This is a genomic window from Klebsiella sp. KE9456 (assembly GCF_043832615.1).
GTDB lineage: Bacteria > Pseudomonadota > Gammaproteobacteria > Enterobacterales > Enterobacteriaceae > Klebsiella > Klebsiella indica.
The window spans coordinates 368,678-380,394 of sequence record NZ_JBDYQK010000001.1 but is presented as its reverse complement, the minus strand read 5'-3'; the positions used below and the strand labels follow the sequence as shown (position 1 = coordinate 380,394).

Sequence of the window (11,717 nt, the reverse complement as noted above, 5' to 3'; positions counted from 1 at the left end):
AAAATGTATGCCTGACAGATTCCGGTATACTTCGGTGATACAAATTTATCGATTTACATGGGTTTAAAGCGGTTTCATATGAGACCTCTTGATGCGCCAAAAGACTTAAAAACGAGTTAAATCAATATGCAAGAGTCTATCGACAAGGATATATCTGCCCACACACCCATGATGCAGCAGTATCTCAAGCTGAAAGCCCAGCACCCGGAGATTCTGTTGTTCTACCGCATGGGCGATTTTTACGAACTGTTTTACGATGATGCGCGCCGTGCCTCACAATTACTCGATATCTCGTTGACCAAACGCGGTGCATCTGCTGGTGAACCGATTCCAATGGCGGGTATCCCACATCATGCGGTAGAAAACTACCTTGCCAAATTAGTCAATCAGGGCGAATCCGTCGCCATCTGCGAACAGATTGGCGACCCGGCTACCAGCAAAGGCCCGGTAGAGCGCAAGGTCGTGCGCATCGTTACGCCTGGCACCATCAGCGATGAAGCGCTGTTGCAGGAACGCCAGGACAATCTGCTGGCCGCCATCTGGCAGGACAGCAAAGGCTACGGCTACGCTACGCTGGATATCAGTTCCGGGCGTTTTCGTCTGAGCGAACCGCCTGACCGGGAAACAATGGCCGCAGAATTACAACGCACTAATCCTGCAGAACTGCTGTACGCCGAAGATTTTGCCGAAATGTCGCTGATTGACGGCCGCCGTGGTTTACGCCGCCGTCCGCTATGGGAATTTGAAATCGACACCGCTCGCCAGCAATTAAATCTGCAATTTGGTACACGGGATCTGATTGGCTTTGGCGTAGAGAACGCGCCACGCGGACTGTGCGCGGCAGGTTGCCTGTTGCAATATGTCAAAGATACCCAGCGCACCTCCCTGCCGCACATTCGTTCCATTACGATGGAACGTCAGCAGGACAGCATCATTATGGATGCCGCCACGCGCCGTAATCTGGAGATCACCCAGAACCTGGCAGGCGGTGTGGAGAATACACTGGCTTCAGTGCTCGACTGCACCGTCACGCCGATGGGCAGCCGTATGCTTAAACGCTGGCTGCATATGCCAGTCCGCGACACTAAAATTCTGATCGAACGTCAGCAAACTATCGGCGCGCTACAGGAGTTCACTGGCGAATTACAGCCAGTGCTGCGTCAGGTAGGCGATCTGGAACGTATTCTGGCGCGCCTTGCCCTGCGTACCGCCCGGCCGCGGGACCTCGCCCGTATGCGCCACGCTTTCCAGCAACTTCCTGAACTGCGCGCGCAACTGGAAACCGTTAACAGCGCCCCGGTACAAATGCTGCGTGAAAAAATGGGCGAATTCAGCGAACTGCGAGAACTGCTTGAGCGCGCCATCATTGAGGCGCCACCGGTCCTGGTGCGTGACGGCGGTGTTATTGCCCCTGGCTACAACGAAGAACTGGATGAATGGCGCGCACTGGCTGACGGAGCGACCGACTATCTGGATCGACTGGAAATCCGCGAACGCGAGCGAACGGGTCTGGACACGCTGAAAGTCGGGTTTAACGCGGTACACGGCTACTACATCCAGATCAGCCGCGGGCAGAGCCATCTTGCCCCGATAAACTATACCCGCCGCCAGACGCTGAAAAACGCCGAACGCTACATTATTCCTGAGCTGAAAGAGTATGAAGATAAGGTTCTGACCTCTAAAGGCAAAGCGCTGGCACTGGAAAAGCAGTTATACGACGAGCTGTTCGATATACTGCTGCCACATCTTGGCGACCTGCAACAGAGCGCCAGCGCGCTGGCAGAGCTTGATGTGCTGGTGAACCTCGCCGAGCGCGCGGAAACGCTCAACTACTGCTGCCCTACGTTTAGCGATAAACCCGGTATTCGTATCAGCGAAGGCCGTCACCCGGTGGTTGAGCAGGTACTGAAAGAGCCATTTATCGCCAACCCGCTGCATCTCGCGCCACAACGAAGAATGTTGATTATTACCGGCCCGAATATGGGCGGGAAAAGTACCTATATGCGGCAAACCGCACTGATTGCGCTGCTGGCTTATATCGGCAGCTATGTGCCGGCTGAGAAAGTAGAAATCGGCCCTGTTGATCGTATCTTCACTCGCGTTGGCGCAGCGGATGACCTGGCCAGCGGTCGCTCAACCTTTATGGTGGAGATGACCGAAACCGCCAATATTCTGCATAACGCCACCGAACACAGTCTGGTGCTGATGGATGAAATTGGCCGCGGCACCTCGACCTATGACGGCCTGTCTCTGGCATGGGCCTGTGCGGAGAGTCTGGCGAATAAGATTAAGGCACTGACCCTGTTCGCAACTCACTACTTCGAGTTAACCCAGTTACCGGAGAAAATGGAAGGCGTCGCGAATGTGCATCTGGACGCGCTGGAGCATGGCGATACCATCGCCTTTATGCACAGCGTGCAGGACGGGGCAGCAAGCAAGAGCTACGGACTGGCGGTTGCCGCGTTGGCTGGCGTGCCGAAAGAGGTAATTAAACGTGCGCGCCAGAAACTGCGCGAGCTGGAAAGCATTTCACCCAACGCAGCCGCCACGCAGGTGGATGGGACCCAGATGTCACTGCTGGCGGTCGCGGAAGAAGCCTCGCCAGCCGTTGAAGCGCTGGAGAACCTCGACCCGGACTCTCTGACGCCGCGTCAGGCGCTGGAGTGGATCTACCGGTTGAAAAGTCTGGTGTAAATCAGAAATGCCCGGTGGCGCTTCGCTTACCGGGCCTGCTAAAAATATCAAAATGTGTAGGCCGGGTAAGGCGTTAGCCGCCATCCGGCTTGTTTATTTAGCGCTTATCTTCCGCCAGCAAAGGGGGAATGCTCGGCACCATCGGCGCCTCATCAATATCCTTCTGCGTCATACGGAAGGCTTCCGGATAATGTTCGCGGCTGGTACGGCGTAGCGGTTCGGTATCACGCCAGGTGTACAGACAATGCTGGCACTGGAATACCGTCCAGATATTTTTTACCGGCGAGGTCGCCATCACTTCAATATGCTCATCAGCACAACGTGGACAAATCATCTGCAACTCCTTATTTACGGTTGGCCAGCATGGCGGTCAGCTTTTCAGCCCAGGCTTTGGTTTCCGGTAAGTCACGTACCGGCTGGCTATAGTGACCACGATTATCCGGCGCAACCGGCGTCGTCGCGTCAATGATCAGCTTGTCGGTGATCCCCGCCGGGCTTGAGCCCGGATCAAGCTCCAGCACCGACATATTCGGCAACTGTACCAGGTCTCCTGCCGGATTAACTTTCGATGACAGCGCCCACATCACCTGCGGCAGGTTAAACGGATCGACATCCTCATCAACCATAATCACCATCTTCACATACCCCAAACCGTGCGGCGTAGTCATTGCCCGCAGGCCGACCGCGCGGGCAAATCCACCGTAGCGTTTTTTGGTCGAGATAATCGCCAGCAGACCGTGGGTATACATGGCGTTAACCGCCTGCACTTCCGGGAACTCCGCCTTCAGTTGCTGATACAATGGCACACAGGTCGCTGGTCCCATCAGGTAGTCGATTTCAGTCCACGGCATCCCCAGGTAGAGCGATTCAAAAATCGGTTTAGTTCGATAAGACACTTTGTCGATGCGCACTACCGTCATATTGCGCCCACCAGAATAGTGGCCGGTAAACTCGCCAAACGGCCCTTCAATTTCACGCTTACGGCTTTCGATCACCCCTTCAAGGATCACTTCTGACCCCCACGGCACATCAAAGCCGGTCAGTGGCGCGGTGGCGATTGGATACGGGCTTTCGCGCAGCGCGCCCGCCATTTCATATTCCGACTGATCGTATTTCAGCGGCGTGGCGCCCATCAGAGTGATGATCGGATCGTTACCGAGCGTAATAGCAATCGGCAGATCTTCGCCACGCTCTTCCGCTTTGTGCAGATGCAGGGCGATATCGTGCATTGGTACCGGTTGCAGGCCCAGCTTACGCTTCCCCTTCACTTCCATGCGGTAGATGCCGACGTTCTGTTTACCAAAGTGGTCCGGGTCGAGCGGATCGCGTGAAACCACGCAGGCTTTATCGAGATAAAAACCGCCATCGCCATCGTTCAGACGGAACAGAGGCAGAATATCAAACAGGTTAATGTCCTCGCCGTCAGCACTGTTTTCCGCCCAGGCCGGGTTCGGCCGACGCTCCGGCGTCACCGGGAATGTGTCCCAGCGGCGAATAAACTCGTCAATCTGCTTTTTCACCGGTGTATTCGGCGGTAATCCCAGTGAGATTGCGTGATTCTGCCAGGAACCGATGGTATTCATCGTCACGCGGGCATCGGTGAAGCCGCGGATATTGTCAAACCACAAGGCCGGAGCGCCATCGCCAATTCGCCCGGTGGCGTTCGCCGCGGCGGCCAGATCCGGCTCCGCGTTAACTTCTTCGCTAATTTTCAGCAGTTGCCCCTGCTCGTCCAGCGCCTGCAAAAAGCTGCGTAAATCATCAAAAGCCATTATTCATTCTCCTGTGAAAACTTCTCTACCGCCCGTAACCCTTGCCAGCGGCGCGCTTTGTGATACTCCAGTCCGAACTGATCCAGCACCCGCGTGACAATATGGTCTGTAACGTCCTCAATGGTTTCAGGGTGGTTGTAATAAGCGGGCATCGGCGGCACCATCGCCACTCCCATGCGTGACAGCGCCAGCATGTTTTCCAGATGGATAGTGCTCAATGGCATTTCTCGCGGTACCAGCACCAGCTTACGCCCCTCTTTCAACATCACATCCGCCGCGCGCCCAACCAGTCCCTCAGCATAACCGGCACGAATACCGGCCAGCGTTTTCATGCTGCAGGGGATAATAATCATCCCGTCGCAACGAAATGAACCTGATGAGATGACCGCGGCCTGGTCTGCCGGGCTATGTGAGAAATCGGCCAGCTCTGCGACCTGGCGAACGTTCCAGGACGTTTCCAGAGCGATGGTGGTTTTGGCCCACTTTGACATCACCAGATGCGTTTCCACTTCCGGCATTTCACGAAGCGCCCTGAGCAATGCCACCCCCAACGGCGCCCCCGTCGCCCCCGTCATCCCGACAATCAGTTTCATCGTTACCTCACACATCGTTCGTATACGAACATTTTTATTAAAACTACGCTTGCCAGGATATCGACGCAAGTTGCTTTGTGGACGATCGCATTTTTAATCAATACAGGAAATACAACTAAAAGCCCCGCCGAACGGCTATCATAGAACTAACGGGTTTATTACGGAGTGGTCATGGAGTTAAGAAACGAAGCATTCCATCTGTTACGCCAGCTTTTTCAGCAGCACACCGCCCGCTGGCAGCAGGCCCTGCCTGACCTCACCAAACCGCAATATGCGGTGATGCGTTCAATCGCGGAGCAGCCAGGTATTGAACAGGTGACGTTAACGGAAGCAGCGGTAAGCACTAAGGCGACGCTGGCAGAAATGCTGAGCCGTATGGAGAGCCGCGGGCTGGTTCGTCGCGAACAGGATCCGATGGATAAACGCCGCCGGTTTGTCTATTTAACGGCAGAAGGTGAAGCGCTGCTGGCAAACTCAATACCGCTGGGTAATGGCGTTGATGAAGCGTTTCTGGATCGGCTAAGCAAGGAAGAACGTCTGCTGTTCTCCAGCCTCATTCAAAAAATGATAACGAAAGATCAGATGAATGCGTGCGACCAGATCGACAAAAAAGAAAAAGGCCCAATCGCATGATTGAGCCTTTTTTAAGAAAGGTATCTTACTCGCGGAAAAGCGCTTCGATGTTCAGCCCCTGCCCCTGCAGGATCTCCCGCAGGCGGCGCAGGCCTTCAACCTGGATTTGACGCACGCGTTCGCGGGTCAGGCCAATTTCACGGCCAACATCTTCCAGCGTCGCGGCTTCATAACCCAGCAAACCAAAGCGACGCGCCAGCACCTCACGCTGCTTGGCGTTCAGTTCAAACAGCCATTTGACGATGCTCTGTTTCATATCATCGTCCTGCGTGGTGTCTTCCGGACCGTTGTCTTTCTCATCGGCCAGAATATCCAGCAGCGCTTTTTCCGAATCGCCACCCAGCGGCGTATCCACCGAGGTTATGCGCTCGTTCAGACGCAGCATACGGCTCACGTCATCAACCGGTTTATCCAGTTGTTCGGCTATCTCTTCCGCACTGGGTTCGTGGTCCAGCTTATGGGACAATTCACGGGCGGTACGCAGATAGACGTTCAGCTCTTTGACGATATGAATGGGTAAACGAATGGTACGGGTTTGATTCATAATCGCCCGTTCAATCGTCTGACGAATCCACCATGTCGCGTAAGTTGAAAAACGAAACCCACGTTCCGGGTCAAATTTTTCAACGGCGCGAATCAGCCCCAGATTACCTTCTTCGATCAGATCCAGCAGGGCCAGACCGCGATTACCGTAACGACGGGCTATCTTAACGACCAGACGCAAATTACTTTCAATCATCCGGCGGCGTGATGCAACATCACCACGCAGTGCTCGACGGGCAAAATAAACCTCTTCTTCAGCCGTCAACAGTGGGGAATAACCAATCTCACCCAGATAGAGCTGCGTCGCATCAAGCACCCGTTGGGTGGCCCCTTGCGCAAGAAGCTCTTCCTCGGCCAGATCGCTATCACTGGGTTCCTCTTCAACCAAGGCTTTCTCGTCAAAAACCTCGACTCCGTTCTCATCAAATTCCGCGTCTTCATTTAAATCATGAACTTTCAGCGTATTCTGACTCATAAAGATGGCTCCTACCCGTGATCCCTGAGCAAAGCACCTTCGCTAAACATCATTCAAACGACGCCCGGACGATACCCTGAAGTACCCAGGTAAAAAGGGCACTCGCGACCGCCCTGGCGCCTTTTACAGATGCTGAACGTATCCGTACTTTGCCAAATTATCGCTGCGGCAAGTACTGCAGCGGGTTGACGGATTTCCCCTTGTAACGAATTTCAAAATGTAATCTTGTTGAGCTGGTTCCGGTGCTACCCATGGTAGCGATTTTCTGCCCCGCTTTAACGTCCTGTTGTTCCCGGACCAGCATAGTATCGTTGTGAGCGTAGGCACTCAGGTAATCATCGTTGTGTTTGATGATAATAAGATTACCGTAACCGCGCAGTGCGTTACCGGCATAGACGACGCGCCCATCTGCGGTCGCGACAATAGCCTGCCCTTTACTGCCTGCAATATCGATACCTTTGTTTCCGCCTTCGGCTCCACTAAAGTTCTCGATAATCTTGCCCTCAGTCGGCCAGCGCCATGAAGAGATCGGCGAACTGGTTGACATACTGCTTGCAGTCGATTGCGTTGTACTGGCAGTCGGTGCCGTTACTGGCGCGACGGTCGTCGTCGCAGGCCGGTTATTCGGCAACATCTTATTAGCACTCTGTTCACCTGAGGATTCAGAATACGTAATAGTTGGCTGCGACGCAACCACTCCGGTGGAATTTTGTGCAGATTTTGTAGTCAGCATCCCACCGCCGCTGGCCTTCGCGCTGGCCTGGGCGACGGCGTTATCGCCGGTGATCGGCTGGCCTGAAGCATTGCCGACCTGTAGCGTCTGACCAACGCTCAAACTATACGGTGCCGGGATATTATTGCGCTGCGCCAGGTCGCGGAAATCGTTTCCGGTAACCCACGCAATATAGAACAATGTATCGCCGCGTTTAACGGTATAGGTGCTACCGCCGGTGTAGCTACCTTTCGGAATATCGCCATATTTGCGGTTGTAAACAATCCGGCCGTTCACCGTCTGCACCGGCTCCTGTGCCATCGGCTGAATCCGGGTCGACTGCGTCTGTACCGGGCGCGCCTGTGGAACAATGGCAGAACCGCTTTTTGATGGCGGGGTAATCAGCATTCCGGAATTAGTGCTGGAAGACGAAGCGCCGCCAACCGAACTAACCGGCGCAGGAGAACGATTAGCGCTGCTACAACCCGCCAGCCAGAGTGACACCAGTGATAAAGCCGCAATGCGGCTTAAGGTAAATTTTGGGCTTCCCGCGCTCATTTATCCCCCCAGGAATATGTTAACTGCCAATCTCTTACTCACCGGACTGCGCCCGGCCAGGACACGAAAAATGCGCCCACACTATGCCTAAATACAAGCAAAAAAACCTGGAATAATCCGGGTTCAGGCCAATTCCCCTTTAACGAGAGGAACAAAACGCACCGCTTCGACAGTATCAATCATAAATTCGTTGCCGCGGCGACGGACCCGCTTCAGAAACTGATGCGCTTCGCCTACCGGCAGCACCAGCACGCCGCCATCATCCAGTTGCGCCAGCAGTGCGGACGGAATTTCTGGCGGCGCAGCAGTGACGATAATCGCGTCAAACGGCGCGCGTGCCTGCCAACCCTGCCATCCATCACCGTGACGGGTTGAAACATTATGTAAATCAAGTTGTTTCAGGCGACGGCGGGCGTGCCACTGTAAACTCTTAATCCGCTCAACCGAGCAAACATGGTGCACCAGATGCGCCAGAATCGCCGTCTGATAGCCAGAACCGGTGCCAATTTCCAGCACCCGTGATTCCGGCGTCAGCGCCAGAAGCGCCGTCATTCGCGCCACCATATAGGGTTGCGAAATAGTTTGCCCCTGCCCTATTGGCAGCGCCGTGTTTTCCCACGCTTTATGTTCAAAGGCTTCATCAACGAACTTTTCGCGCGGTACTTGCGCGATAGCGTCCAGCACGCGCTCATCGGCAATGCCCTGAGCGCGAAGCTGATTGAGAAGACTTTCAACACGTTTGCTTACCATTGTGTATCAACCCCGACGCGATCCAGCCAACCGCTAACCACCTCATGCGCGCTGTGGGCCGTTAAATCAACATGCAGCGGCGTGACAGAAACATAGCCTTCATCTACTGCGGCAAAATCGGTATCCGGCCCGGCATCGTACTTTTCGCCCGGCGGGCCAATCCAGTACAACGTGTTGCCGCGCGGATCTTTTTGCGGGATCACCTGGTCGGCGGGATGACGGCTGCCGCAGCGGGTGACGCGAATACCTTTGATCTGCTCAAGGGGCAAATCCGGTACGTTGATATTAAGAATACGACCAGTACGCAGCGGCTCCCGCCTTAACGCCCGCAGAATCGAACAGGTGACCGCGGCTGCGGTGTCATAATGCTGATAGCCGTTTAGCGAAACGGCCAGCGCCGGAAAGCCGAGATGACGGCCTTCCATCGCAGCGGCCACGGTACCGGAATAGATCACATCATCACCGAGGTTAGGCCCGGCGTTAATGCCCGAGACGACAATATCCGGACGCGGCCGCATCAGAGCATTTACGCCAAGGTAAACGCAGTCCGTTGGCGTGCCCATCTGCACAGCGATATCGCCATTGTCAAAGGTAAAAGTGCGTAGCGAGGACTCCAGAGTCAGGGAATTCGACGCGCCACTGCGGTTACGATCGGGTGCAACTATCTGAACCTCAGCGAATTCCCGTAAGGCCTTTGCCAGGGCCTGAATGCCCGGCGCATGAATCCCGTCGTCGTTACTCAGCAATATTCGCATAGTCACCCGTTGTATTGATAAGCTCCCTTACCACACTGGTGGCGAAGCTGCCCGCAGGCAGCCAGAAACGCAGTTCAACGGTAACGTCATCCCACCAGTTCCAGCGCATCTGCTGCGGATAAAGCAGCATTGCCCGGCGGGCCGCCTCCACTTTTTCACGCACCAGCAGCATTTGTAATTGCGTCTCTTCGGCCACCGCCGCCCGTTCAGCGGCCAGCGCATCCCGCTGGCTCCCCCAGTCACCGCTCCCCGGAAGCGCCGCGGTAATCATCAGCTCACGGCTGTCCACGCGCGCCTGGAGTTGCGCCCGTTCTTCCGCAGTCGCGACAAACCAGCTTCCGCGCCCCGCTAATTGTAGCGCATCGCCATCAACAACCTGATTAAATTCCGTTTTTTTTAATCTAATACCAACCTGTTGATTAAACAATGTGCTGCGGGCCGCCGACAACCAAAAACTGCGTTTATTGCGATCGCGCACCGACGCGCCGCTCTCGGCCCAGCGCAGAGCCCCCAGCAGGTTACTGCCGCCGATACCAAAGCGCTGGGCGCCGAAATAGTTCGGTACGCCGCGTTCGGCAATCGCCTGTAAACGCCTTTCGACATCGTCACGCGCACTGATTTCGCGCAGCACCAGAGTGAACTGGTTGCCTTTTAGCGCCCCGAGCCGCAGTTTACGTTTATGTCGCGCGTACTCCAGTACCTTGCAGCCTTCAAGCTGAAATTTGCTCAGATCCGGCATCGCTTTCCCCGGCACTCTGGCGCACAGCCACTGTTCAGTGACCGCATATTTGTCTTTTTGCCCGGCAAAACTCACTTCACGTGCATGAATTTTAAGGAACTTCGCCAGCGCATCAGCAACAAAACGCGTATTACAGCCGTTTTTCAGAATCCTCACCAGCACATGCTCGCCTTCACCGTCAGGCGCAAAGCCGAGATCCTCAACCACGACAAAATCTTCCGGGTTCGCTTTCAACAGCCCCTGGCTAAGCGGTTTACCGTGCAGATAAGTGAGTTCGTCAAACGCTATCATTTCTCCGCCTTATGCAGCAGCGCCACCGCTTCGCAGGCGATGCCCTCGCCACGCCCGGTAAAGCCCAGCTTTTCGGTAGTCGTCGCTTTGACGTTAACATCATCCATATGGCAGCCGAGATCTTCCGCAATAAAAACGCGCATCTGCGGAATATGCGGCAACATTTTCGGCGCCTGAGCGATGATGGTGACGTCTACGTTGCCGAGGGTATAACCTTTTGCCTGAATCCGGCGCCACGCCTCGCGCAGCAGCTCACGGCTATCGGCGCCTTTAAAGGCCGGATCGGTGTCGGGGAACAGCTTACCGATGTCCCCCAGCGCCGCCGCGCCCAACAGCGCGTCGGTCAGCGCGTGTAACGCGACATCGCCATCAGAATGCGCCAGCAGCCCCTTTTCATAAGGTACACGCACGCCACCGATAATGATTGGGCCTTCACCGCCAAAAGCGTGTACGTCAAAACCGTGTCCAATTCGCATTAAGCCTTCTCCTGGTGTCGGGAACGGGTAAGGTAAAATTCAGCCAGCGCCAGGTCTTCCGGGCGCGTTACTTTAATATTATCTGCGCGCCCGGCAACCAGTTCAGGATGGAAGCCGCAGTACTCCAGCGCCGAGGCTTCATCGGTAATGATCGCCCCTTCATTAAGCGCGCGCGTCAGGCAATCGACAAGCAGTTCGCGAGGAAAAAATTGCGGCGTCAGCGCATGCCATAAATCGTTGCGTTCAACCGTGTGGGCAATAGACGACTTTCCCGGCTCCGCACGTTTCATGGTATCGCGAACCGGCGCAGCCAGAATGCCGCCCGTGCGGCTGGTTTCACAGAGTTGCAGCAGGCGGCTGAGATCGTCCTGATGCAGGCAGGGACGCGCGGCATCATGCACCAGCACCCAGTCGGCCTCGACAAGCGCCTGCAGGCCCGCGAGGACGGAATCCGCACGTTCCGTACCGCCATCAACAACGGTAATTTGTGGATGATTGGCCAACGGTAATTGGCTAAAGCGCACATCGCCAGGGCTGACGGCAATAACCACCCGCCGTATACGCGGGTTTGCCAACAGCGCGGCGACCGCGTGTTCGAGAATCGTTTTGTTACCGATTGAGAGATATTGTTTAGGGCATTCCGTTTGCATGCGGCGGCCAAAACCGGCTGCCGGCACCACGGCGCAAACGCCCGGAAAAGTGGCTGCCATGTTGTAATCCTGGGCC

Annotated in this window: 12 protein-coding genes; 2 read left to right on the top strand and 10 right to left on the bottom strand. The window is 55.4% G+C overall.

The window, feature by feature from the left end:
- The first annotated feature begins 126 nt into the window (after positions 1–126).
- Positions 127–2,694: a DNA mismatch repair protein MutS gene (mutS, locus tag ABK821_RS01710; RefSeq protein WP_138359848.1), complete on the top strand. Its 2,568-nt coding sequence runs from the start codon at positions 127–129 to the stop codon at positions 2,692–2,694.
- A gap of 97 nt (positions 2,695–2,791) precedes the next feature.
- On the opposite strand, the gene ABK821_RS01705 is transcribed toward mutS, so the two are convergent.
- Genes ABK821_RS01705 through ABK821_RS01695 form a run of 3 tightly spaced genes read right to left on the bottom strand, consistent with a single transcriptional unit; the run spans position 2,792 to position 5,059 of the window.
- Complete coding sequence (locus ABK821_RS01705) at positions 2,792–3,028, bottom strand: non-oxidative hydroxyarylic acid decarboxylases subunit D (protein WP_138359849.1); 237 nt, start codon at positions 3,026–3,028, stop codon at positions 2,792–2,794.
- A gap of 10 nt (positions 3,029–3,038) precedes the next feature.
- Positions 3,039–4,466: a non-oxidative hydroxyarylic acid decarboxylases subunit C gene (locus tag ABK821_RS01700; protein ID WP_138359850.1), complete on the bottom strand. Its 1,428-nt coding sequence runs from the start codon at positions 4,464–4,466 to the stop codon at positions 3,039–3,041.
- A complete protein-coding gene (locus ABK821_RS01695; protein WP_138359851.1) occupies positions 4,466–5,059 on the bottom strand; it encodes a non-oxidative hydroxyarylic acid decarboxylases subunit B in 594 nt (197 codons plus the stop codon). Before ABK821_RS01695 ends, ABK821_RS01700 begins: the two co-directional genes overlap by 1 nt.
- A 171-nt stretch (positions 5,060–5,230) precedes the next feature.
- Between ABK821_RS01695 and ABK821_RS01690 the strand changes: the two genes are divergently transcribed.
- Positions 5,231–5,692, top strand: a complete 462-nt coding sequence (locus tag ABK821_RS01690; protein WP_395033804.1) for a MarR family winged helix-turn-helix transcriptional regulator — start codon at positions 5,231–5,233, stop codon at positions 5,690–5,692.
- 25 nt (positions 5,693–5,717) lie between these two features.
- Here the strand turns inward: ABK821_RS01690 and rpoS are convergent, their stop codons facing one another.
- The 7 genes from rpoS to ispD form a co-directional block, all read right to left on the bottom strand.
- Complete coding sequence (rpoS, locus tag ABK821_RS01685; RefSeq protein ID WP_138359853.1) at positions 5,718–6,710, bottom strand: RNA polymerase sigma factor RpoS; 993 nt, start codon at positions 6,708–6,710, stop codon at positions 5,718–5,720.
- Positions 6,711–6,867: 157 nt separating this feature from the next.
- Positions 6,868–7,980 carry a murein hydrolase activator NlpD gene (gene nlpD, locus ABK821_RS01680; RefSeq protein WP_138359854.1) on the bottom strand — a complete coding sequence of 371 codons (1,113 nt, stop codon included), beginning with the start codon at positions 7,978–7,980 and terminating at the stop codon, positions 6,868–6,870.
- Between the two features lie 123 nt (positions 7,981–8,103).
- On the bottom strand, positions 8,104–8,730 hold the full coding sequence (locus tag ABK821_RS01675; RefSeq protein WP_138359855.1) for a protein-L-isoaspartate(D-aspartate) O-methyltransferase: 627 nt from the start codon (positions 8,728–8,730) through the stop codon (positions 8,104–8,106).
- Positions 8,724–9,485, bottom strand: a complete 762-nt coding sequence (gene surE / locus ABK821_RS01670; RefSeq protein WP_138359856.1) for a 5'/3'-nucleotidase SurE — start codon at positions 9,483–9,485, stop codon at positions 8,724–8,726. Before surE ends, ABK821_RS01675 begins: the two co-directional genes overlap by 7 nt.
- Positions 9,466–10,515 carry a tRNA pseudouridine(13) synthase TruD gene (truD, locus tag ABK821_RS01665; RefSeq protein WP_138359857.1) on the bottom strand — a complete coding sequence of 350 codons (1,050 nt, stop codon included), beginning with the start codon at positions 10,513–10,515 and terminating at the stop codon, positions 9,466–9,468. Before truD ends, surE begins: the two co-directional genes overlap by 20 nt.
- Positions 10,512–10,991 (bottom strand): 2-C-methyl-D-erythritol 2,4-cyclodiphosphate synthase, encoded by a 480-nt coding sequence (gene ispF / locus ABK821_RS01660; RefSeq protein ID WP_138359858.1) that lies wholly within the window; start codon positions 10,989–10,991, stop codon positions 10,512–10,514. Before ispF ends, truD begins: the two co-directional genes overlap by 4 nt.
- Positions 10,991–11,701: a 2-C-methyl-D-erythritol 4-phosphate cytidylyltransferase gene (gene ispD / locus ABK821_RS01655; RefSeq protein WP_138359859.1), complete on the bottom strand. Its 711-nt coding sequence runs from the start codon at positions 11,699–11,701 to the stop codon at positions 10,991–10,993. The genes ispF and ispD overlap by 1 nt, the downstream gene beginning before the upstream one ends.
- Positions 11,702–11,717: the final 16 nt, after the last annotated feature.

Coding starts and splice junctions, on each gene's coding strand:
- ispF (WP_138359858.1), bottom strand. CDS start 10,991: ATGCGAATTGGACACGGTTTTGACGTACACGCTTTTGGCGGTGAAGGC.
- rpoS (WP_138359853.1), bottom strand. CDS start 6,710: ATGAGTCAGAATACGCTGAAAGTTCATGATTTAAATGAAGACGCGGAA.
- ispD (WP_138359859.1), bottom strand. CDS start 11,701: ATGGCAGCCACTTTTCCGGGCGTTTGCGCCGTGGTGCCGGCAGCCGGT.
- ABK821_RS01690 (WP_395033804.1), top strand. CDS start 5,231: ATGGAGTTAAGAAACGAAGCATTCCATCTGTTACGCCAGCTTTTTCAG.
- mutS (WP_138359848.1), top strand. CDS start 127: ATGCAAGAGTCTATCGACAAGGATATATCTGCCCACACACCCATGATG.
- ABK821_RS01675 (WP_138359855.1), bottom strand. CDS start 8,730: ATGGTAAGCAAACGTGTTGAAAGTCTTCTCAATCAGCTTCGCGCTCAG.
- truD (WP_138359857.1), bottom strand. CDS start 10,515: ATGATAGCGTTTGACGAACTCACTTATCTGCACGGTAAACCGCTTAGC.
- ABK821_RS01700 (WP_138359850.1), bottom strand. CDS start 4,466: ATGGCTTTTGATGATTTACGCAGCTTTTTGCAGGCGCTGGACGAGCAG.
- surE (WP_138359856.1), bottom strand. CDS start 9,485: ATGCGAATATTGCTGAGTAACGACGACGGGATTCATGCGCCGGGCATT.
- ABK821_RS01705 (WP_138359849.1), bottom strand. CDS start 3,028: ATGATTTGTCCACGTTGTGCTGATGAGCATATTGAAGTGATGGCGACC.
- nlpD (WP_138359854.1), bottom strand. CDS start 7,980: ATGAGCGCGGGAAGCCCAAAATTTACCTTAAGCCGCATTGCGGCTTTA.
- ABK821_RS01695 (WP_138359851.1), bottom strand. CDS start 5,059: ATGAAACTGATTGTCGGGATGACGGGGGCGACGGGGGCGCCGTTGGGG.